Source organism: Pseudomonas mandelii (assembly GCF_900106065.1).
GTDB classification, from domain to species: Bacteria; Pseudomonadota; Gammaproteobacteria; order Pseudomonadales; family Pseudomonadaceae; genus Aquipseudomonas; species Aquipseudomonas mandelii.
This window is the reverse complement of the sequence record NZ_LT629796.1, coordinates 6,792,466-6,814,143: the sequence shown is the minus strand read 5'-3', so window position 1 is coordinate 6,814,143 and position 21,678 is coordinate 6,792,466. Positions and strand designations below refer to the sequence as shown.

22 protein-coding genes and 2 pseudogenes are annotated in these 21,678 nt (G+C 59.9%); 11 read left to right on the top strand and 13 right to left on the bottom strand.

Translation table 11 applies throughout. The features are described 5' to 3' along the window. Nucleotides 1-161: 161 nt before the first annotated feature. From BLU63_RS31640 to cysG, 4 genes are read left to right on the top strand one after another with little or no spacing between them, the layout of a single operon-like run. Complete coding sequence (locus BLU63_RS31640) at nt 162-1,484, top strand: replication-associated recombination protein A (RefSeq protein WP_083377161.1); 1,323 nt, start codon at nt 162-164, stop codon at nt 1,482-1,484. Continuing rightward, complete coding sequence (gene crcB / locus BLU63_RS31635) at nt 1,485-1,859, top strand: fluoride efflux transporter CrcB (protein WP_010458911.1); 375 nt, start codon at nt 1,485-1,487, stop codon at nt 1,857-1,859. Between the two features lie 15 nt (nt 1,860-1,874). After that, the gene (gene serS / locus BLU63_RS31630) at nt 1,875-3,155 is read left to right on the top strand and encodes a serine--tRNA ligase (protein WP_010458913.1); all 1,281 of its coding nucleotides are present in this window, start codon (nt 1,875-1,877) and stop codon (nt 3,153-3,155) included. Next, a complete protein-coding gene (gene cysG / locus BLU63_RS31625) occupies nt 3,156-4,550 on the top strand; it encodes a siroheme synthase CysG (protein ID WP_010458915.1) in 1,395 nt (464 codons plus the stop codon). A 134-nt stretch (nt 4,551-4,684) separates the two neighbouring features. Here the strand turns inward: cysG and BLU63_RS31620 are convergent, their stop codons facing one another. The 9 genes from BLU63_RS31620 to BLU63_RS31575 form a co-directional block, all read right to left on the bottom strand. Then, the gene (locus BLU63_RS31620) at nt 4,685-5,686 is read right to left on the bottom strand and encodes a glutathione S-transferase family protein (protein ID WP_083377160.1); all 1,002 of its coding nucleotides are present in this window, start codon (nt 5,684-5,686) and stop codon (nt 4,685-4,687) included. A 90-nt stretch (nt 5,687-5,776) separates the two neighbouring features. After that, nucleotides 5,777-6,778 carry a glycosyl transferase family protein gene (locus tag BLU63_RS31615; protein WP_010458919.1) on the bottom strand — a complete coding sequence of 334 codons (1,002 nt, stop codon included), beginning with the start codon at nt 6,776-6,778 and terminating at the stop codon, nt 5,777-5,779. Further along, the gene (locus tag BLU63_RS31610) at nt 6,775-7,110 is read right to left on the bottom strand and encodes a TusE/DsrC/DsvC family sulfur relay protein (RefSeq protein ID WP_010458921.1); all 336 of its coding nucleotides are present in this window, start codon (nt 7,108-7,110) and stop codon (nt 6,775-6,777) included. Before BLU63_RS31610 ends, BLU63_RS31615 begins: the two co-directional genes overlap by 4 nt. Continuing rightward, on the bottom strand, nt 7,107-7,400 hold the full coding sequence (gene tusB / locus BLU63_RS31605) for a sulfurtransferase complex subunit TusB (RefSeq protein ID WP_077748748.1): 294 nt from the start codon (nt 7,398-7,400) through the stop codon (nt 7,107-7,109). The genes BLU63_RS31610 and tusB overlap by 4 nt, the downstream gene beginning before the upstream one ends. Next, complete coding sequence (gene tusC, locus BLU63_RS31600; RefSeq protein WP_077748749.1) at nt 7,400-7,762, bottom strand: sulfurtransferase complex subunit TusC; 363 nt, start codon at nt 7,760-7,762, stop codon at nt 7,400-7,402. Before tusC ends, tusB begins: the two co-directional genes overlap by 1 nt. Before the next feature lies 1 nt (nt 7,763). Beyond that, complete coding sequence (gene tusD, locus BLU63_RS31595) at nt 7,764-8,156, bottom strand: sulfurtransferase complex subunit TusD (protein ID WP_083377159.1); 393 nt, start codon at nt 8,154-8,156, stop codon at nt 7,764-7,766. 222 nt (nt 8,157-8,378) lie between these two features. Continuing rightward, nucleotides 8,379-9,083, bottom strand: a complete 705-nt coding sequence (locus tag BLU63_RS31585; RefSeq protein WP_083377157.1) for a YoaK family protein — start codon at nt 9,081-9,083, stop codon at nt 8,379-8,381. A gap of 35 nt (nt 9,084-9,118) precedes the next feature. Then, on the bottom strand, nt 9,119-9,448 hold the full coding sequence (locus tag BLU63_RS31580) for a DUF6388 family protein (RefSeq protein ID WP_077748751.1): 330 nt from the start codon (nt 9,446-9,448) through the stop codon (nt 9,119-9,121). A gap of 22 nt (nt 9,449-9,470) precedes the next feature. Next, the gene (locus BLU63_RS31575) at nt 9,471-9,719 is read right to left on the bottom strand and encodes a hypothetical protein (RefSeq protein WP_008154823.1); all 249 of its coding nucleotides are present in this window, start codon (nt 9,717-9,719) and stop codon (nt 9,471-9,473) included. A gap of 162 nt (nt 9,720-9,881) precedes the next feature. On the opposite strand from BLU63_RS31575, the gene BLU63_RS31565 reads away from it, so the two are divergent. Beyond that, on the top strand, nt 9,882-10,232 hold the full coding sequence (locus BLU63_RS31565) for a hypothetical protein (RefSeq protein WP_010458939.1): 351 nt from the start codon (nt 9,882-9,884) through the stop codon (nt 10,230-10,232). 142 nt (nt 10,233-10,374) lie between these two features. On the opposite strand, the gene BLU63_RS31560 is transcribed toward BLU63_RS31565, so the two are convergent. Next, the gene (locus tag BLU63_RS31560) at nt 10,375-10,806 is read right to left on the bottom strand and encodes a GNAT family N-acetyltransferase (protein ID WP_010458941.1); all 432 of its coding nucleotides are present in this window, start codon (nt 10,804-10,806) and stop codon (nt 10,375-10,377) included. Between the two features lie 151 nt (nt 10,807-10,957). Here BLU63_RS31560 and BLU63_RS31555 point away from each other — a divergent pair, with 151 nt between their 5' ends. The 4 genes and pseudogenes from BLU63_RS31555 (at nt 10,958) to BLU63_RS31540 (ending at nt 14,031) form a co-directional block, all read left to right on the top strand. Then, the gene (locus BLU63_RS31555) at nt 10,958-11,395 is read left to right on the top strand and encodes a hemerythrin domain-containing protein (RefSeq protein WP_010458944.1); all 438 of its coding nucleotides are present in this window, start codon (nt 10,958-10,960) and stop codon (nt 11,393-11,395) included. Nucleotides 11,396-11,616: 221 nt separating this feature from the next. Continuing rightward, nucleotides 11,617-12,252, top strand: coding sequence for a lytic polysaccharide monooxygenase auxiliary activity family 9 protein (locus BLU63_RS31550; protein WP_083377156.1), 636 nt, complete (start codon nt 11,617-11,619; stop codon nt 12,250-12,252). 43 nt (nt 12,253-12,295) lie between these two features. Beyond that, nucleotides 12,296-13,330 (top strand): annotated as a pseudogene (locus tag BLU63_RS31545) (chitinase); the annotation flags it as partial. 107 nt (nt 13,331-13,437) lie between these two features. Then, nucleotides 13,438-14,031 carry an NUDIX domain-containing protein gene (locus tag BLU63_RS31540; protein WP_077748757.1) on the top strand — a complete coding sequence of 198 codons (594 nt, stop codon included), beginning with the start codon at nt 13,438-13,440 and terminating at the stop codon, nt 14,029-14,031. Nucleotides 14,032-14,196: 165 nt separating this feature from the next. On the opposite strand, the gene BLU63_RS31535 is transcribed toward BLU63_RS31540, so the two are convergent. After that, nucleotides 14,197-14,712 carry a methylated-DNA--[protein]-cysteine S-methyltransferase gene (locus BLU63_RS31535; protein WP_083377154.1) on the bottom strand — a complete coding sequence of 172 codons (516 nt, stop codon included), beginning with the start codon at nt 14,710-14,712 and terminating at the stop codon, nt 14,197-14,199. Between the two features lie 150 nt (nt 14,713-14,862). On the opposite strand from BLU63_RS31535, the gene ggt reads away from it, so the two are divergent. After that, nucleotides 14,863-16,590 (top strand): gamma-glutamyltransferase, encoded by a 1,728-nt coding sequence (gene ggt, locus BLU63_RS31530; protein ID WP_010458954.1) that lies wholly within the window; start codon nt 14,863-14,865, stop codon nt 16,588-16,590. A 52-nt stretch (nt 16,591-16,642) separates the two neighbouring features. Here ggt and BLU63_RS31525 read toward each other — a convergent pair. Next, nucleotides 16,643-19,267 (bottom strand): annotated as a pseudogene (locus BLU63_RS31525) (beta strand repeat-containing protein); the annotation flags it as partial. 970 nt (nt 19,268-20,237) lie between these two features. Here BLU63_RS31525 and BLU63_RS31520 point away from each other — a divergent pair. Next, nucleotides 20,238-20,777, top strand: coding sequence for a cysteine hydrolase family protein (locus BLU63_RS31520; RefSeq protein ID WP_083377152.1), 540 nt, complete (start codon nt 20,238-20,240; stop codon nt 20,775-20,777). Here the strand turns inward: BLU63_RS31520 and BLU63_RS31515 are convergent. Beyond that, on the bottom strand, nt 20,767-21,666 hold the full coding sequence (locus BLU63_RS31515) for a LysR family transcriptional regulator (RefSeq protein WP_083377151.1): 900 nt from the start codon (nt 21,664-21,666) through the stop codon (nt 20,767-20,769). The two genes, BLU63_RS31520 and BLU63_RS31515, sit on opposite strands and share 11 nt — an antisense overlap. Nucleotides 21,667-21,678 lie beyond the last annotated feature (12 nt).

Here is a 21,678-nt window from a genome sequence, read left to right as displayed (position 1 = left end):
TTGGAGCTGGCTTGTGTGGTGAGGGAGCTTGCTCCCGCTTGAGGCGCGAAGCGCCCCCCGAAATGGGACCGCTGCGCAGTCCAGCGGGAGCAAGCTCCCTCGCCACAGGATTTCGCCAGACTTGAGAACTGCGTAATAAAGCGAGGTTTCAACCGCACGTGATGGACCTGTTTCGCAGTGCCCCGATCGCTCAACCCTTGGCCGCCCGCTTGCGCGCAGCCAATCTGGACGAGTACGTCGGTCAGGAACACCTGCTGGCTCGCGGCAAGCCTTTGCGCGAAGCCCTGGAGCAGGGTGCCCTGCACTCGATGATTTTCTGGGGCCCGCCGGGCGTGGGCAAAACCACCCTGGCGCGGTTGCTCGCGGAAGTCTCGGATGCGCACTTTGAAACGGTCTCGGCGGTACTGGCTGGCGTGAAGGAAATCCGTCAGTCGGTGGAAATCGCCAAGCAGCAGGCCGGCCAGTACGGCAAGCGCACCATCCTGTTCGTCGATGAAGTGCATCGCTTCAACAAGTCGCAGCAGGATGCATTCCTGCCGTATGTTGAAGACGGCACGCTGATTTTCATCGGCGCAACCACGGAAAACCCTTCCTTCGAACTCAACAACGCGTTGCTCTCCCGGGCACGCGTTTACGTGCTCAAAAGCCTCGACGAAGCGGCCCTGCGCAAACTGGTGCATCGGGCGCTGACCGAAGAGCGTGGCCTGGGCAAGCGCCAGCTGACCCTCAGCGATGAAGGCTTCCAGATGCTCCTGTCGGCTGCCGATGGCGATGGCCGGCGGCTGCTGAACCTGCTGGAAAACGCTTCGGACCTGGCAGAAGACAACAGCGAGATCGGCATCGATCTGCTGCAAAGTCTGCTCGGCGATACCCGCCGTCGTTTCGACAAGGGCGGCGAAGCGTTCTACGACCAGATTTCCGCACTGCATAAATCGGTGCGCGGCTCCAATCCCGACGGCGCGTTGTACTGGTTCGCGCGGATGATCGACGGCGGTTGCGATCCGCTGTACCTGGCCCGGCGCGTGGTGCGCATGGCCAGCGAAGACATCGGCAACGCTGACCCGCGGGCCCTGAGCCTGTGCCTGGCGGCGTGGGAAGTGCAGGAGCGCCTCGGCAGCCCTGAAGGCGAGTTGGCGGTGGCCCAGGCCATCACTTATCTGGCTTGCGCGCCGAAAAGCAACGCGGTGTACATGGGGTTCAAGGCCGCCATGCGCAGCGCCACCGAACACGGTTCGCTGGAAGTGCCGCTGCATTTGCGCAACGCACCGACCAAGCTGATGAAGCAATTGGGTTACGGCGATGAATACCGTTATGCCCACGATGAGCCGGACGCCTATGCCGCTGGCGAAGACTATTTCCCGGAAGAACTCGAGCCGCAACCGTTCTATCAGCCTGTGCCTCGCGGCCTGGAGCTGAAGATCGGCGAAAAGCTCAATCACCTTGCACAACTTGACCGTCTAAGCCCCCGGCAGCGGAGAAAATAAGTGATTCCTTTGGTTATTGCGGTCTCCGTTGGCGGTGTCGCCGGGACTCTGTTGCGCTTTGCCACCGGTAATTGGGTCAACGCTAATTGGCCGCGGCACTTCTATACCGCGACGCTGGCCGTTAATATCGTCGGCTGTTTGCTGATCGGCGTTCTATACGGTCTGTTTTTACTACGCCCGGAGGTGCCGATCGAGGTGCGCGCCGGGTTGATGGTCGGCTTCCTCGGGGGGCTGACGACTTTTTCATCCTTTTCACTGGATACGGTGCGCCTGCTCGAAACCGGGCAAATGCCGCTGGCCCTGGGCTATGCTGCCATCAGCGTATTCGGCGGGCTGCTCGCCACCTGGGCTGGCCTGTCCTTGACCAAACTTTGATAACGAGAGACCGACATGCTCGATTCCAAACTGTTACGTAGCAACCTTCAGGACGTAGCGGACCGCCTGGCATCCCGTGGCTACACGCTGGATGTTGCGCGCATCGAAGCGCTGGAAGAACAGCGCAAGACCGTCCAGACCCGCACCGAAGCACTGCAGGCTGAACGTAACGCGCGCTCCAAATCCATCGGCCAGGCAAAGCAGCGCGGCGAAGACATCGCGCCGTTGATGGCCGACGTCGAGCGTATGGCGAACGAATTGAGTGCCGGTAAAGTCGAGCTGGACGGGATCCAGACCGATCTGGACTCGATCCTGCTCGGCATCCCGAACCTGCCGCACGAATCCGTGCCGATCGGTGATGACGAAGACGGCAACGTCGAAGTGCGCCGCTGGGGTACCCCGACCGCGTTCGATTTCCCGGTCCAGGACCACGTGGCCCTGGGCGAGAAGTTCGGCTGGCTGGACTTCGAAACCGCCGCCAAGCTGTCCGGCGCCCGTTTCGCCCTGTTGCGCGGCCCGATCGCCCGTATGCATCGCGCCCTGGCGCAATTCATGATCAACCTGCACACCAGCGAACACGGTTACGAAGAGGCTTACACGCCGTATCTGGTCCAGGCCCCGGCGCTGCAAGGCACCGGCCAACTGCCGAAGTTCGAAGAAGACCTGTTCAAGATCAGCCGCGAAGGCGAAGCCGATCTGTACCTGATCCCGACTGCTGAAGTGTCGCTGACCAACATCGTCGCCGGCGAGATCGTCGATTCGAAGCTGCTGCCGATCAAGTTCGTCGCCCACACGCCGTGCTTCCGCAGCGAAGCCGGTGCCTCGGGTCGCGATACCCGCGGGATGATCCGTCAGCACCAGTTCGACAAAGTCGAGATGGTCCAGATCGTTGAACCGTCGACCTCGATGGACGCGCTGGAAGGTCTGACGGCCAACGCCGAGAAAGTCCTGCAACTGCTGGAACTGCCTTATCGCACGATTGCACTGTGCACCGGTGACATGGGCTTCAGCGCAGTCAAGACTTACGATCTTGAAGTGTGGATTCCGAGCCAGGACAAGTACCGCGAGATTTCGTCGTGCTCCAACTGCGGCGACTTCCAGGCCCGTCGTATGCAAGCGCGTTTCCGCAACCCGGAAACCGGCAAGCCTGAACTGGTTCACACCCTGAACGGTTCGGGTCTGGCAGTCGGTCGTACCCTGGTGGCGGTGCTGGAAAACTACCAGCAAGCCGACGGTTCGATCCGTGTGCCTGAAGTGCTGAAACCTTACATGGGTGGCCTCGAGGTCATCGGCTAAATGGACTATCTGCCGCTGTTCCATAACCTTCGCGGCAGTCGTGTGTTGGTCGTTGGTGGGGGGGAGATTGCCTTGCGCAAATCCCGCCTGCTGGCCGAAGCCGGTGCGCTGCTGCGGGTGGTCGCACCTGAAATCGAACCGCAACTGCGCGAGCTGGTTGTCGGCAGCGGCGGCGAGTGCCTGTTACGGGGCTACGTTGAAGCGGACCTGGACGGTTGCGGGCTGGTCATCGCCGCCACCGACGACGAACCGCTGAACGCGCAAGTTTCCGCTGATTCCCATCGGCGTTGCGTGCCGGTCAATGTGGTGGATGCGCCGGCCTTGTGCAGCGTGATCTTCCCGGCGATCGTCGACCGTTCTCCCTTGATCATTGCGGTGTCCAGCGGCGGCGATGCGCCGGTGCTGGCGCGGCTGATCCGCGCCAAACTGGAAACCTGGATTCCGTCCACCTACGGTCAATTGGCCGGTCTGGCGGCGCGTTTTCGCAGCCAGGTCAAACGCCTGTTCCCGGACGTGCAGCAGCGTCGGGCATTCTGGGAGGATGTGTTCCAGGGGCCGATTGCCGACCGGCAACTGGCCGGGCAGGGTGCTGAAGCCGAACGCCTGATGCTGGCGAAGATCAATGGCGAAGCGCCGGTCGCCACCGGTGAAGTGTATTTGGTGGGCGCGGGCCCCGGTGATCCTGACTTGCTGACCTTCCGTGCCTTGCGCCTGATGCAGCAAGCCGATGTGGTGCTCTACGACCGCCTGGTCGCCCCGGCGATTCTCGATCTGTGCCGTCGCGATGCCGAGCGGGTCTACGTCGGCAAGCGTCGCGCCGATCACGCGGTGCCGCAGGACCAGATCAATCAGCAATTGGTCGACCTGGCCAAGCAAGGCAAGCGGGTCGTGCGATTGAAGGGCGGTGATCCGTTCATCTTCGGTCGTGGCGGTGAAGAGATCGAAGAACTGGCGGCCCATGGCATCCCGTTCCAGGTCGTGCCGGGTATCACCGCCGCCAGCGGTTGCGCGGCATATGCCGGGATTCCGCTGACCCATCGCGATTACGCGCAGTCGGTGCGATTTGTCACCGGGCACTTGAAGGACGGTTCCACCGATTTGCCGTGGGCCGACCTGGTTGCGCCGGCACAAACCCTGGTGTTTTACATGGGGCTGGTGGGCTTGCCGATCATCTGCGAGCAACTGATCAAGCACGGTCGCGGGGCGGACACCCCAGCGGCGCTGATTCAGCAAGGCACCACGGTCAATCAGCGGGTATTTACCGGCACGCTGGCTGATCTTCCTCGACTGGTGGCGGAGCATGAAGTGCATGCGCCGACGCTGGTGATCGTTGGGGAAGTGGTGCAATTGCGCGAGAAACTGGCCTGGTTTGAAGGGGCTCAGGCGCAAGTCTGATCGGACCGAGCCGGTCGAGCGCGACCCCGGCCCATCGCTGGCAGGCTAGCTCCCACAGGGGATTTGAGAACAACACAAGTCCAGTGTGGGAACTAGCCTGCTAGCGATTGGGGGCCTCAAAAACGGCACAAACCTCAGGCCCTGCGCCAAACCCCTTTCCCGCTCAACCGCGCCCGATCATGGGTTGCTGTGAAATCCTGCGCCGGCCCTTTCGGCACAATCCCGGTCGGGTTGATGGTCTTGTGGCTGCCGTAGTAATGATTTTTGATGTGCTGAAAATCCACCGTCTCGGCAACGCCCGGCCATTGGTAAATCTCCCGCAGCCAGTTCGACAGATTCGGATAATCGGCAATCCGCCGCAGGTTGCACTTGAAGTGGCCGTGATACACCGCATCAAAGCGAATCAGCGTGGTGAGCAGCCGAATATCCGCTTCGGTCAGGTACTCGCCGGCCAGGTAACGGTTGGCGCCCAGCAGTTGCTCCAATCGATCCAGTTCGGCAAACACATCATCAAACGCTTCTTCATACGCCTGCTGTGACGTGGCAAACCCTGCGCGATAAACGCCGTTGTTCACGGCCGGATAAATCCGCTCATTCAACGCATCGATCTCGCCGCGCAGGGGGGCCGGGTAGAAATCCAGGTCATTGCCGGTCAGGTCATCGAAGGCGCCGTTGAACATGCGGATGATCTCCGCTGATTCATTGTTGACGATGCGGTTTTGCTGTTTGTCCCAGAGCACCGGCACGGTGACGCGGCCGGTGTAGTCGGCGGTATCGGCGGTGTAGCGCTGGTGCATGAAATCGAAATGATCGAGTTTGTCGCCGGTCGAGCCCAGGTTCTGGTCGAAGGTCCAGCCGTTTTCCAACATCAACCAGCTGACCACCGAGACGTCGATCAGGTTTTCGAGGCCTTTGAGTTTGCGCAGGATCAGCGTGCGATGCGCCCACGGACAGGCGAGGGATACATAAAGGTGATAGCGGCCAGCTTCGGCTGCAAAGCCACCGACGCCCGTCGGGCCGGGCTTGCCGTCGGCGGTCAGCCAGTTGCGACGTTGCGCCTGTTCGCGCTGGAACGCGCCGTCCTTGCTGCTTTCGTACCACTGGTCCTGCCAGCGACCTTCAACTAACAAACCCATGTTCAAGACTCCTCAATCAATAAGCGTTGGAGAGGAGTCTATTCATATAGGTTCGATTAAATAGCGCAAAGGTTCGAGGGTTATGATCGGTTAAATCGATCTGTCCCGAGCGTCCCAATACTGCTGCGCCGTTTCGAAGGCGTGTTCTCGGGTCTGACCGAGGCCACGCAATGCGAGGGCCATGGTCGAGATCAAGGCCATTTGCGGGTAGCTGTCGACCACGTCACCGCGCCAGACGGCTTTCAAATGTTCAGGATCGAGCGAGGCGGGTTTGACGTGGCGTTGACTCGACAACTGCGGCCATTCCTCGTCCCAGCTTTCGCCGCCGGTGGTGCCGTACAGGTGGCTGTCGGCATCCGGGTTGATCTCGATTTCGCCACCGTCGCCCTTGACCACAATCGCGGTGTCGCCGAGCAAGCCGCTGGCATCGCGATGCACCGCCTGGTAACCCGGGTGGAAAATGCTTTGCAGGCCGCAGCGAGCACCCAACGGGTTGAGAATGCGGGTGAGGGAGTGGATCGGCGAACGCAGGCCCAAGGTGTTGCGCAGGTCGATCATGCGCTGCAACTGCGGTGCCCAATCCACCAGCGGCATAAACGCCAGGCCGCCGTTATCGAGCGCCGAGCCGACCTGTTGCCAGTCGCGGCACAACGGGATGTTCAACCCTTCCAGCAGTTGTTCGCTGTAGAGCCGGCCGGCCGTATGGGCGCCAGCGCCGTGCATGAAGATGCGCACGCCGTTTTGCGCCAGGCATTTGGCCGCCAGCAGGTACCACGGCAGGTGACGCTTCTTGCCTGCGTACGTCGGCCAGTCCAGGTCTACCGCCAGGGCTGGCGGATTCAACCGTTCGCGCAGGGCCTCGGTGAAACCGGCCATTTCCTCGGCGCTTTCTTCCTTGTGCCGCAACAGCATCAGGAACGCGCCGAGCTGGGTGTCCTCGACTTTGTCGTCGAGCACCATGCCCATGGCTTCACGCGCTTCGGCCCGGGTCAGGTCGCGGGCACCGCGCTTGCCTTTGCCGAGGATCCGCACGAACTGGGCGAACGGATGTTCGGCGGGGGTTTCGAGGGTCAGCGCTGGAAAGTCAGTCATAAGCAATTCGTCGGTTTGGGCAGGCCCGCCAGTTTTGCGGCGAGTTTGGCAGGGGTGCCTTTGAACAGTCGGTTGAGGTGCAGGCTGTTGCCTTTTTCCGGGCCGAGCTTCAACGCGGTGTACTTGATCAGCGGTCGGGTGGCCGGGGATAGCTGGAATTCGGCGTAGAAGTTGCGGAGCAATTCGAGGATTTCCCAGTGCTCCGGGCTCAACTGGATGTCTTCGGCGGCGGCGAGGGCGCTGGCCACCTCGCTCGACCAGTCACTCAGTTCGACCAGGAAACCGTCCTTGTCCAACTCGATGGCGCGTGCGCCGACTGTCAGGGAATTCATAGCCAACTGTTCACCTTGTCGTAGTGAATCGACAACTCGACGAAGGCGGGGTAATCAATGGCTTTGGCCGCGTCAGGAACCGCCAACGCACGGGCCTGGGCGTCTTCGGCCAGTACGAACAGTTTCAACGGGCGGGCATTCAGCGCGTTGAACGGCGCGGTGCCCGGTTGCAACGCATAGACGGCGTCGCCGGTCAGCAGCAACGCGTCGTTTGTGCCGATCACGCGCAGGCAACTGGTCAGGCGGTCATCGCCGAACGGGGAATGAGACAACACATGCAAAGTCGACATCAGAGGGTGATCACCTGGTCGTAACGGTCAATAAGTGCGGTGATTTCCTGGGTGGCCAGCACCCGGGCTTCTTCAAGCGACCGACCGTTGAGGTCCAGACCTCGTTCGGCAGCGCTGTGGCCACAGACATACAGGTCTTCCACACCGAACATCGGCAACGCTTGCAGGTTGGCGCTCAGGTCTTTTTGTTGCAGGGCCTTGGCGTCCTGTTTCGCAGCGAGCTGGAACACCCCGTCATCGAGAAACAGCAAGCCAATCGGCAGGTCGAACGCGCCACCAGCCAGCACGATGTCCAGCGCTTCCCGAGCGTTCGGCCCGGACCACGGGGCCTGGCGGCTGATAATCAACAAGGATTTAGCCATCTCACGCGCCTCCGAAACAGATCAGGCGGTCAGCGTCTTGCACCGCGTCATGCAACTGGCCGAGGCCGGACAATTCCCACGGCGCGCCCACGGCAACGGCGTCACGCTGATAGCGTCCGGCTTCCTCTGCGTTCAACACGCCACGGCGCAGGGCGGCGGCAATGCACACGACGCCATCCAGCTGATGCTCGGTGACAAAGGCGCGCCATTGCTTGGGCAGGTCCTGCTCATCCTGCGGCGTGACCACGCTGCCGGAGGCGTTGTAGACGCCGTCCTGATAGAAAAACAGCCGGACAATCTCATGCCCGCCGGTCAGCGCTGCCTGGGCAAACAGCAAGGCACGGCGCGAGGAGGGCGCATGGGCGGCGGAAAACAGCGCGATGGCGAACTTCATGACGGACTCGATCAGCAAAACTGCGGTCATGATAAAGCTTTATCGCGAGTGCGGCGAAGGGGGTTTACTCGTAGACCGAGTCGCGGCCATCGCGAGCAGGCTCGCTACTGCAAGGTATTTGGTGGTGCATGACACTGAAATCCACCACAGAACCCTGTGGGAGCGAGCCTGCTCGCGATAGCGGTCTGTCAGGCGACATCAATTCGGAACGTGATAACCCGCTCAACGCGGCATATACCCCAACTGCCATCGCCGCGGAATCTTCAGCGACAGCAATCCAATCGCGCCCGCCAGCAACCCGCTGACAAACAACGCCTTGAGCCCAAGGTGGTGTTCCAGCACCGCGCCGAGCACGGCACCGGCAAACATCCCCGTCCAGGGAATCAACTGAACCCGCCAGCCATTACGCCGCTCACCGAGCATCCGGCGCCCCAGCCCACGCCCGAAGCGCGACAGGGCGCCGGTGACGTAAGTGAGGCCGACCGGCAAGCCGTTCACTTCCTCCACCGCCGCGTTGAGCATGCCCATGGCGATGATTGTCGCCAGCAGTGCCGGTAATTGTTCGTCAAAAGGCCAGGCCGCGGCGCCGCAGAGCAGCATTGCGATGCCCAGCAGCAAGGGCAGCGCCCGGCGGCCACCGAGGCGGCTGACAACAATGCCCAAGGCGTTGCCGACAATGAAGGTGGTCACGAGAATCAGCAGGCGCAGGGTCAGCCCGAGATCGCCGTCGCTGATGGCCACGGCGAGGCGGGTGGTGTTGCCGCTCATGAAGGAGACAAAGTCGCCGCTGGCCATGAAGCCGATGGCGTCAGTCATGCCGGCGAGCACCGAGAGCGCGGCCACCAGCACCATGCCGATGCGTCCGCGCCATTTCTGGATATGAAGATGGCCCGGGCTGGCGCGAGAAGTCGAGAGGGATGGCAACATCGGCGAAAGTCGTCCTCAGGCAGCGACCATCAGGGTCACTTGATCAATCCATGTAGTTCGCAATACTCCAGCCAGTCCATACCGGCCATCTCGGCCACTTCCTTGTGCACTTCAAGACGCTGAGAATCGTAGTCTTCAGGCGTCACGGCGGTCAATTGCAATGTCAGCTCCCAGGCAAACAGACCCAGGCGCTCGGCTTCGGCCTCGAAGGCCTCATGCAAGCGCTCGTCACGATATTGCGCCGCGGTCTCGCCTTTGGCCTGGGCCAACAGCGGGTTGAGGTTGTCGAGCTCATTGCGCAGCTCAGGACGCTCATCGAGAAACTTCTTCAGCGCTTTCTCGTGTTGCTGTTCGGTTGCCGCCATGGTCGCTCCTTGAGGCCCGGGTTTACGAAGATTGCTTCTTGCTGGCCTTGGCCGCAGCCGCCAGGCACTCGAGGGCAAACTGCTCGGGGTAGGTCATCTGGATCGGCGTGGTCTCGCCTTTGACGGTGCGTTCGCCGTCGAGGATGTAACGGATTCGTTTGTCGGTGACGCCAATGCGCTTGGCGATCCAGGACGGCGTCTGACCGATCTGGCTGATCAGCTTGTCAGCGTATTCGGCGGTCGGTTTGTAATACTCGGCGTTGGGTGTCATGACCTTTCCAGAAAATGAGCCCGAAAAAAACGGGCGATGCGACGTTAATGGCGCGACAGGGTGCGCGAATCGTCACGCGATGTCGCGGTATAAATGAAGTAAAGCAGAACGATACGCCGTGCCACGGTGATACAGTCCGCTTTTTCTTGATGAGCGAACACAATGCGAATTCTGATGGTGGCGCTGGCCGTGACGTTGCTGGCGGGATGCGCCGGCTCGGTGATGAACGATGCCCGCACCAAAGCCCCTTACAAAACCCTGAAATCGGACAAGCCGGAAAAAGTCGTCGCCCAGTGCGTGCAGTTTTCCTGGCAGGACGAGGCGGTGTTCGGTGTCGATGCCGGCGCGTATTTGCAGCCGGGAGAGAAGGGTGGGTCCACCGTTTACACGCGTTCTGCGGAGTCCTTTGTCGACGTGACCACCGATGCGTCAGGCACCGTGTTGAGTTACTACGCACAGCAAGATGACTTTGTGGCCAAGCGCCGCCTGGCGGCGCTGGCGACCTGCCTCTGACCTGAGGCGTTGACCTCCATCCCCTGTAGGAGTGAGCCTGCTCGCGATAGCGGCGGGTCAGTCGACATCAATGTTGGATGTCACTCCGCGATCGCGAGCAGGCTCACTCCTACAGTTGGATGGTGTGGATCATACGAGCAGGTTATGCGTCGTTGATCAGGCGCTTCTGGAAAAAGAAGCGCTTATGCCCCGGCGGGTAGTCGACAATCTGCCCCACCTCGCTGTAGCCCAGCTTCTTGTAGAACTCAGGCGCCTGGAAGTCGAAGGTGTCGAGCCAGACCCCGATGCATTCCTTCTCCCGCGCCACGTCTTCGGCCATCCGCATCAACTTCGAGCCTATGCCTTGTCCCCGACCCTGTTCCGGTACCGATAGCAACTCGATGTACAACCACTGATAAAAAACCCGACCATACAGACCGCCAAGAATCTCGTCATGCTCGTCGCGAATCAGCAAGGCAATGGGCTCCTGCTTCGAAACGCCGGCCTTTGAAGCGTTATAGGCGCGCAACGGCAGCAGGATCGCCTGCTCCTCGGCTTCGGTGGGGTTTTGCGACTGTTCGATACGCAGTTCCATCAGCTCAATCCTTATGGCCATGAGGGGCAACAGCCGCAAGCCTAACGCGACCCCCTGCGGTTGTTCCAGCCCCTTGAGTGGAACCCTCGCTCGCGCCCGGATGTCTAGCCTGAAGAGCGTCCTTCCGGAACGCGGCCAATGAGGATCACCCGTGAATATTTTTGAAGCCCTGCGTGAAAGTCACGACCGCCAGCGCACCTATGCCAAAGCGCTCATCAAGACCAGCGGCGACACCGCGGAGCGGGTCGAGGCTTACAAGCAGCTCAAGTCTGAACTCCAGGCCCACGAAACCGCCGAAGAGCGCCATTTCTACATCCCGCTGATGGCGTTCGACAATGGCGTCGATCTCAGCCGCCACGCCATCTCCGAACACCATGAGATGGACGAAATGATGGAGGAGCTGGATGAGACACAAATGTCCAGCCCGGCCTGGCTGGCGACCGCCAAGAAGCTGTCCGAGAAGGTTCATCATCACTTGGAAGAGGAAGAGCAAAAGTTCTTCCAGATGGCCGGCAAGCTGCTCGACGACAAGCAGAAAGAGGCCCTGGCCGGCCAATACGAAAAGGAATACAAGGCACAGCTTCCCTAGTCGGTACGATGCCCCGATTGCTACCTGGTGATGTAATCCTTTTGCTACACAGGACGTAGGACTTGGATCAGGGTACTGGTTTTATATCCAGTATTTGCGAGTGATCTGCGAAGGCGGGTTCATTCGGGGCTCAAATGGGCTGATGGACAAAAAAAACAGCGCCGTTAGGTTGGAGGCCTCTCCTCAGGAAGGAGAGTTCTCAAAATCAACGGAGTGAAAAAATGAACCAACCACAGACTCAACCTCAACTTCGACACGGTCGTGTCACATCCCCCTCCAGCCGCGGTGCGGTCGCCGTAGAGCTGGGGTTGCTGAGTAGCTGGCAAGTCAACGAAATGGAAGGCGGCAAAAACTTCCCTTCGCTGACGGCGGGGCCCTTCGCGGCGCCGTATCAAACCGACAGCGACAGTGTCACGCCACCTGCCGACCGCTACATCCTCAGCGGTGGCAAGACGGATGCCCGAGACTGCATCAACTTCACCAACAAGGAAATGAGCCTCAAGCTCGGCCGCCCCTTCACCTGGCCTTTGTTGAACGTCGATCCGGGCCAGACCTTCAAGGTCACCTGGGAATACACCGCGCCCCATGTCACCCGTGGCTACAGCTGGTTCATCACCAAGGATGGCTGGAGCCCGGAACAGCGCATCGGCCGTGCGCAATTGGAGCCGACATCGTTCTTCGACGACTTCTACACCCAGGTCCCGTACTACAGCCATTCCGCCGAGATGAAAGCCAAGATCAACCACGAAGTGAAATTGCCGGGCAACAAGAAAGGCCATCACGTGATCGTGCTGATGTGGATCGTGGCCAACACCGGCAACGCCTTCTACCAAGCGTTTGACGTGGACTTCAAGTAAGCCCGCAGCGTTAATCCCCCCACACGTTCTGAAGGAATAGAACATGTCAAAATTCGACTTTACGTTATTGAAATCACCACTCGCCGACGCCGCTTCGTTGATGCCGAGCATTGCCGGCAAAAAGATCCTCATGGGCTTCTGGCACAACTGGCCCGCCGGGCCGAGCGACGGTTATCAGCGTGGACAGTTCGCCAACATCGCGCTGCAGGATGTGCCCAAGGATTACAACGTGGTGGCCGTGGCCTTCATGAAGGGCAACGGCATCCCGACCTTCAAGCCGTACAACTTGTCCGACGCCGAGTTCCGTCGCCAGGTCGGCGTGCTGAATAGTCAGGGCAGGGCGGTGCTGATTTCCCTCGGTGGCGCCGACGCGCACATCGAGTTGCACAAAGGTAACGAACAGCCGCTGGCCAACGAAATCATCCGTCTGGTGGAAACCTATGGCTTCGATGGGCTGGACATCGATCTTGAACAGAGCGCGATTGATTTCGCCGACAACAAGAGCGTCCTGCCTGCCGCGCTGAAGCTGGTCAAGGACCATTACGCCGGTGAAGGCAAACACTTCATCATCAGCATGGCGCCGGAGTTCCCGTACCTGACCACTGCCGGCAAATACGTCGGCTACCTCCAGGCCCTGGAAGGCTATTACGACTTCATCGCCCCGCAGTATTACAACCAGGGCGGCGACGGAATCTGGGTGCCGGAAGCCAATAGCGGCAATGGCGCGTGGATTGCCCAGAACAACGACGCGATGAAAGAGGACTTCCTGTTTTACCTGACCGAAAGCCTGGTGAGCGGCACTCGCGGGTTCACGAAGATCCCGGCGGACAAGTTCGTGATCGGCCTGCCTGCCAACGTCGACGCGGCGGCCACCGGTTACGTGATCAATCCGGCGGCAGTGGTGAATGCCTTCAAACGTCTGGATGCCAAGGGGCTTTCGATCAAAGGCCTGATGACTTGGTCGGTGAATTGGGACAACGGGGTCAATAGGGACCACGTGCCTTACAACTGGGAGTTCAGCCGTCGTTACGGGCCGTTGATCAATGGCAAGCAGCTCTCTTCACAGGAAGACAGCGCGATACCTGACGTCATCAGCCAGCAGTAAAAAGAAGCCCGGCAGAGATGCCGGGCTTTTTGGTTTTCGCCTACCATGGGGACCTTCTGACGAAAAAAGGATGCGTTGTGATGGCGAACACAGCCGAGCGGGTCAACATCATCGAGTCCCAGGTGTTGTCCCACGACTGGTACTTGCTGAAGAAAATCACCTTCGACTATCTGCGTAACAACGGCGACTGGCAGCGCCAGACCCGCGAGGTGTATGACCGTGGCAATGGCGTGGCGATTCTGTTGTTCAACCGCGAGAAAAGAACCGTCGTCCTGACGCGTCAGTTTCGGTTACCGGTGTTTGTCAACGGCCACGATGGTTTGCTGATCGAAGTGGCGGCGGGGCTGCTTGAAGGCGCGGCACCTGAAGAACGCATCCGCGCCGAAGCCGAAGAGGAAACCGGTTATCGCGTGCACCACGTGCAAAAGGTGTTCGAGGCCTACATGAGCCCAGGCTCGGTCACCGAAAAACTGCACTTCTTCATCGCTGAATATGACGCGGCGTCGAAAGTCAGCGAGGGTGGCGGGCTGGAAGAAGAAACCGAAGAACTGGAAGTGCTGGAGTGGACATTCGACGAGGCGCTCGAGGCGTTTTATCGCGGGGAGATCTGCGATGCGAAGACCATCATGCTGCTGCAGTATGCGGCGATGAAAAATATCTTCACCGCTACCTGAGACCTGAGTCCCGAGATCTGAACCCTTAACCCTGTGGCGAGCGAGCTTGCTCGCGCTGGGCTGCGAAGCGGCCCCAAAATACTGGCTTAGTCGGAGATTTTTGCCAGTGCTGCGCACTGGAGCGGGAGCAAGCTCCCTCGCCACAGAGATCGGGGGGCAGTCGGCTTAAAACAGCTCGCCCGTCCGGCTAGCCCCGGACCACTCGCAACCTTCCAGCGTCAACAACCGTTCCTTTGCCTCAAGTCCGCCGGCAAACCCCGTTAACTTCCCCGACGCCCCAATCACCCGATGGCACGGCGCAACAATCGAAATCGGGTTCTTGCCATTCGCCGCGCCCACCGCCCGGACTGCGCTTGGATTGCCGATCTGCTCGGCGATCTCGCTGTAACTGCGCGTCTCGCCAAACGGAATGGTCAGCAGCGCCTGCCACACCTTCTTCTGAAAGTCCGTCCCGGCAAAATCCAGTTCCAGATCGAAGCTATTGCGCGTGCCGGAAAAGTATTCCTGCAACTGCTGAACGGCGCGTAGGAGGATCGGGTTATCCGGTGTCTGGCTCATCGGGCCAAGCCGAACCCGGTTCGGCTTGTCGTTTTCCCAGAGGATGGCGGCCAGTCTTGAATCTTTCGCAACCAGTTTCAGCTCGCCGACCGGGGACGCCAGAGTGGTGAAGGTGTAAGTCATGCCGGCGAACTCCTCAGAAGGGGCTGAACAGCGGCCAAGCATACTGCCTCGGCGAGGAGGCGCAAAACGCAATCCCGGCCATACTTGCGTCTGCTTTGAAGCGTTTTCTCCGTTTTTAAACAGAGCCTAAAAACAAAAAGAGACCGACTCATGAAGTTCGAACCTTTTGCCAAATCGCTGATTGCGACCTCATTGGCGCTCAGTTGCCTCAGTGCTTACGCAGCCTCCGTGGCCCCGGTCGCGGCCGAAAACGGCATGGTTGTCACGGCCCAGCACCTGGCCTCCCATGTAGGCGTCGATGTGCTCAAGAACGGTGGCAACGCCGTCGATGCTGCTGTCGCCGTGGGTTATGCGCTGGCGGTGGTTTATCCCGCTGCGGGTAACCTGGGGGGCGGTGGATTCATGACCGTTCAACTGGCGGACGGGCGCAAGACTTTCCTCGATTTCCGCGAAAAAGCGCCGCTGGCCGCGACAGCAGACATGTACCTCGACAAAGAGGGCAACGTCGTGCCGGACCTGAGCACCCGTGGTCACTTGGCCGTTGGCGTGCCCGGCACCGTGTCCGGCATGGAACTGGCGCTGAAGAAATACGGGACCAAACCGCGCAAGGAAGTAATCGCCCCGGCGATCAAACTTGCCGAAGACGGTTTTGTGCTGGAGCAGGGCGATGTCGAATTGCTGGAATACGCCACCGACGTGTTCAAGAAGGACATCAAGGATTCCGGCGCGATCTTCCTGAGTAATGGCGAACCGATGCAGGTCGGGCAAAAACTGGTGCAGAAGGATCTGGCCAAGACCCTGCGGGAAATTTCCGAGAAGGGCGAAGACGGTTTCTACAAAGGTTGGGTGGCCGACGCCATCGTCACTTCCAGCCAGGCCAACAAGGGCATCATCACCCAGGCCGACCTCGACAAATACAAGACCCGCGAACTGGCGCCGATCGAGTGTGACTACCGCGGTTATCACGTGGTGTCGGCACCTCCGCCCAGCTCCGGTGGTGTGGTGATCTGCGAGATCATGAACATTCTCGAAGGCTACCCGATGAAGGATCTGGGCTACCACTCGGCCCAGGGCATGCATTACCAGATCGAAGCGATGCGCCATGCCTATGTGGACCGCAATAGCTACCTCGGCGACCCGGACTTCGTTAAAAACCCGATCGAGCATCTGCTGGACAAGAACTACGCGACCAAAATCCGCGCGGCGATCAATCCGCAAAAAGCCGGCGTGTCCCGCGAGCTCAAACCCGGCGTAGCACCCCATGAAGGCAGCAACACCACGCATTACTCCATCGTCGATAAATGGGGCAACGCGGTGTCAGTGACCTACACCCTCAACGACTGGTTCGGTGCCGGTGTGATGGCCAGCAAAACCGGGGTCATCCTCAACGACGAAATGGACGACTTCACCTCAAAAATCGGCGTGCCCAACATGTACGGCCTGGTGCAAGGCGAAGCCAACGCTATTGCGCCCGGCAAGGCACCGCTGTCGTCCATGAGCCCGACCATCGTCACCAAGGACGGCAAAGTGGTCATGGTTGTCGGCACCCCCGGCGGCAGTCGCATCATCACCGCCACCTTGCTGACCATGCTCAACGTGATCGACTACGGCATGAACATCCAGGAAGCGGTCGATGCACCGCGTTTCCACCAGCAATGGCTGCCGGAAGAGACCAACCTGGAGACCTTCACCACCAGTCCGGACACGGTGAAGATGCTTGAGAGCTGGGGCCACAAGTTTGCCGGGCCGCAGGATCCCAACCATTTGGCGGCGATCCTGGTGGGCGCGCCTTCGCTGGAAGGCAAACCGGTGGGCAAGAACCGCTTCTATGGGGCCAATGACCCGCGCAGGAATACGGGGTTGTCGCTCGGCTACTAAGGCGTAAGTCCATGGCCACCCTCAAGCTGCGAGGGTGGCCCGACCGAGAAAGTTATTCGTCGGGCTTGGTGACGAGGTTATCCGCCTCGTCCACCTGATACGGCACATGCGCTTCCACGCCATCCTTGCCGGTATGCGCCACGACATTCTTGAATCGCTTGCCGTTCCAACATCGGAAAATCAACGTCGCATTCTCGCCTCCGGTCAACGTTGAACCCAGGCTGCCGATGAGCTTGCTGCGGGCGCCGCCCACCAGGATGCTGTTTTTGCCCGCCGTCAAAACGCTTTTATCGCCGCCCATCAACGTACAGTCATCGCCCGCCGTCAGCTTGCTGCGATCACCGGCCGTGAGGTGGCTATTGCTGCCAGCCAGCAGTTTGCTGCGGTCGCCGGCGATCTGAGTGCTGTCCTTGCCGGCGATCAATTTGCTGCGATCACCCGCCGTCTGGACGCTGCCGGCGCCCGCGATGAGGGTGCTGCGATAACCCGCGGTCTGTGAGCTGTCCTTGCCGGCAATCAACATGCTTTTGTGCCCGGCAATTTGCGTGCTGTCGGGACCGGCGATCAATGAGCTTTGATAACTGGCGATCTGGTTGCTGCCGTATCCGGCGGTCAGGGTGCTGTGCATGCCGGAGGTCAGGCTGCTGCCATAACCGGCGGTCAATACACTGCGCAATCCGCTGATCAATGTGCTGCCGTATCCGGCCGTGAGGAAGCTGCGGATGCCGCTGGTCAGGCTACTGCCGTAGCCGGCGATCAGGGAGCTGTCCTGGCCCGCGGTTTCGGTGCTGCCGTAGCCGGCGGTGAGGGTGCTGTTGTGCTGAGCGGTAAGGGTGCTGCCGTAGCCAGCGATCAATGTACTGTCGTAACCCGCTGTTTCGGTGCTGCCATAACCGGCGGTAAGGGAGCTGCTGTCCTGAGCGGTGAGGGTGCTGCCGTAACCCGCCGTCAGCGTGCTGTCGTAACCGGCGGTTTGCGTGCTGCCGTAACCGGCGATCAACGAACTTTCGTAGCCGGCGGTTTCGGTGCTGCCATAACCCGCGGTGAGGGAGCTGTTGTCCTGAGCGGTGAGGGTACTGCCATAACCTGCCGTCAGCGTGCTCTCGTAGCCAGCGGTTTGCGTGCTGCCGTATCCGGCGATCAGCGAACTGTTGCTGCCGGCGGTTCCGGTACTGCCGTAGCCGGCGGTGAGAACACTGCTTTCCCGTGCGGTTTGCGTACTGCCATAACCAGCGGTCAGAGTGCTTTTGTAACCCGCCGTCTGGGTGCTGCCGTAGCCGGCCGTGAGTGAACTGTTTTCCCGAGCGGTGAGGGTGCTGCCGTAACCTGCCGTCAGCGTACTGTCGTGGCCGGCGGTTTGCGTGCTGCCGTAGCCGGCGATCAACGAGCTGTCGCCGCCCGCCGTCGCGGTGCTGCCATAGCCAGCCGTCAGGACACTGCTTTCCCTTGCGGTTTGTGTGCTGCCATAACCGGCGGTCAGGTGGCTTTCATATCCCGCCGTCTGGGTACTGCCGTAGCCGGCGATCAGCGAACTCTCATGCCCGGCGGTTTCCGTGGTCCCGTAACCGGCCGTGAGAGAACTGCCGTCCTGCGCGGTGAGGGTGCTGCCATAGCCGGCGGTCAGACTGCTGTCATAACCGGCGGTCTGAGTGCTGCCGTAGCCAGCGATAAGCGAACTGTCGCCGCCGGCGGTTTCCGTACTGCCGTAACCGGCGGTGAGGGAGCTGCTTTCCTGAGCGGTGAGGGTGCTGCCGTAACCCGCCGTCAGACTGCTTTCATAGCCTGCGGTCTGGGTCGTGCCATAACCGGCGATCAGGGAACTGGCGTACCCGGCGGTTCCGGTGCTGCCATAGCCTGCCGTCAGGGAACTGCTTTCCTGGGCAGTCTGAGTGCTGCCGTAGCCGGCGGTCAGCGTGCTCTCATAACCGGCCGTTTGCGTACTGCCGTATCCGGCGATCAGCGAACTGTCGTGCCCGGCCGTTGCGGTGCTGCCATAGCCTGCGGTGAGCGAACTGCTTTCCTGTGCGGTCTGGGTGGTGCCATACCCGGCGGTTAGCGTGCTTTCATGACCGGCAGTTTGTGTACTGCCGTAACCGGCAATCAACGTACTGTCCGATCCCGCCGTGGCGGTGCTGCCGTACCCGGCCGTGAGGGAACTGTTTTCCTGGGCGGTTTGGGTGCTGCCATACCCGGCGGTCAGGGTGCTTTCGTGGCCGGCTGTTTGTGTACTGCCGTAACCGGCGATCAAGGCGCTATCCGATCCGGCTGTTTCGGTGCTGCCGTAGCCGGCGGTGAGGGCGCTGCCCTCTTGGGCGGTTTGAGTGCTGCCATAGCCTGCGGTCAGCGAGCTGTCGCTTCCCGCCGTTTCGGTACTGCCGTAACCGGCGGTGAGGGTGCTGCCGTCCTGGGCTGTCTGGCTGCTGCCGTAATCGGCGGTCAGTGTGCTTTTCTGCCCGGCGATCTGGGTGCTGCCGTACCCGGCGATCAGCGAGCTGTCATCGCCAGCCATTTCCGTACTGCCATACCCGGCGGTCAATGAGCTGCTGTCGGCGGCCGTCAGGGTGCTGCCGTAACCGGCAATCAATGAGCTCTGACCGCCGGCTGTTTCCGTACTGCCGTAACCCGCCAGCAGATAACTTTGATGCCCACCCGTGAGCGTACTGCCGTACACAGCAGTTTCGAAAGTTTGCGAGGCGTCGGTTTTAGCGCCGATGCCGGAAGGACTGTAACCCTGTGCTCGCCGACTTTCGAATTCGCGACTGGAGGTTTTATTTGGTGATTCAAGTGGGGTGTCGATTAAAGGGATGTTTGCTGATTGATAGTGTTCAATGTGCGCTGCAATGTAATTGATCGAACTGTCTTGAGTGCCCGTGTGAACAACTTCCGCCTCCGGGAACTTGATCATGCCGTCTTCATCAAGTTTTATAATCTGATCAATATGAACTTCGCACACAACCCATTTGGCATCGGCTCGCAAACTCAGTTGAGTAGAGGAACCTTCTCCCCACAATAAGCCGACCAGGCCGTTCTCGAGTTTCTTGCTGGGCTTCCAGTGTTTGCACACCACCAGGCCGGCGTCCGGCCAGACTTGGCCGGCATGGTCCGACATGTCGTTGGCGCAAGTGCGCAAGACAAGGACTTTGTTGTCACTCATATCATATGTGCTCAATGAATATAACGGCATCAGCGGGAATCAGGATTGTAAGTACCCATAGCGTTCAAATAGAACGGTCAGGTATTACTTACACGTCACTGGCTGAAATCCATTAAGAGCCAGCGGCAAAGCCGCAGTCCTGTCATTAAACAGGTCGCAGTCCCTGGCGAAACTTCTCGATATCGAAGATTCACCCTAAAGCAATGACTCGTGTATGACCACACTTATTGTGCTTTGGAAGTGTTTAATGTTGTTCGTTACAATAGATAAAGTAATACCGTAATAGTTGATGTGGTTTAATGAATTTTCAATTCAGCTTAGCGGTGTTGGGGCGGGCTGTGTCCGACTGGATAAATTCGCGGACAGGCAGCGATTTCAAGCTATTCCATCGTAGGTGTTTTGCGGCATTATCGACGGTACGCACTCTTTGCTCGGCCCCAGGGAGCAGGTGGCGTACCCCTTAATCTGAAGGACTACTTTAAGGCCTGAGCCCATGACCACTGCATTGCTGATCATCGACGTCCAGGACGCCTTGTGCACTGGCGAGTACGAATGTTTTAAGATCAAACGCGTCATCGAGAATATAAACGGCCTGAGTGCCAAGGCCAGGGAGGCAGGGATTCCGGTCATCCTCATCCAGCACGAAGAAAAGGGCGACCAGCTGCAACATGGTTCTGAAGGCTGGCAACTGGCCGAAAGCCTGAAGACTTCACCGCAAGACCTTCGGGTGCGAAAAACCAACCGAGACTCGTTCTACCAGACCCACTTACAAGCCCTACTGCAAGATTTTGGCTCCGACCGCCTGATCATCTGCGGGCTGCAAACCGACTATTGCGTCAACGCCACCGTCCGCCAGGCCCTGAAGCTGGGCTATGACGTGGTGCTCGCCGCCGACGCGCATTCCACCGTCGACAACGGCAACCTCGCCGCCGAAGACATCATCGCCCAGCACAACGCGGAGCTGGCGCACTTGACGGGGCCCGTGGCACGGATCGACGTCATCCCGGCCAGCGAGATAGCGATTAAGAACTGAAAATATCGATTAGCTCATTCAGGAACGCACTCACCAGATCCCGCTGCCGCGCCGAATGCCGAACCGCCGCATGAAACCCCACCTCATAACGCAGCAGCTCGGGATTCAGCGGATGCAACTGCCCCAGCTGTTCATGCTTCGCCGCATAGTGCTGCGGCAAAAAGCCCAAATGCTGGCCTGACAGAATGAGCAGTGCCGCGCCGTCCATGCTGTCGGTGAGCACGGTCAGGCGTTCGATCGAGGTGGGTGCAGGCATTTCCGGCAAGGGGTGACTGGGCCATACCCAGTCGTAATCGCGGACGTCATCCCGGGTCAGATCCCCCACGTGCTCAAATAGCGGGTGAGCCGGGGCGCAGTAGGCGATCTGGGTTTCCTGGAACAAGGGGAAGTAATCGATGTTGGGCAAGCGGTGCCAGAAGTAACCGATCGCCAGATCGATATGGCTATTGATGATTTTCTCTTCCAGCAGCGACGAAGACAGTTCCGTGAAGTGGAAATACAGGCCTTCATGACGAGCCCTTAAACGCGCGATGGCCAGGGCGATTTTCTTGTTGGCAAAAGGATCGATCTGGCCGAGCAAACCGATATTGATGTTGCCCGACACTTTGCGATTGATGTGCTGGACCTCAACCCGGAAACCTTCGGCTGCCGCCAGCAATCGGCGGGCCGCTTCGACAAACTGACCACCCTTGGGCGTCACCGAAAATCCGCCGCGACCGCGCTCGCACAGTCGAAATCCCACCCGCGCTTCCAGCGTCGCCAATTGCGCACTGATGGTCGGTTGAGTGGTGTTGAGCGCAGTTTGCGCGGCCGAGATGCCGCCCGCTTCAACGACGGTCAAAAAGACCCGGATCAAACGCAGATCCAGTTCCGATACAGTGCCCAGCATGGGTGTCCCTCA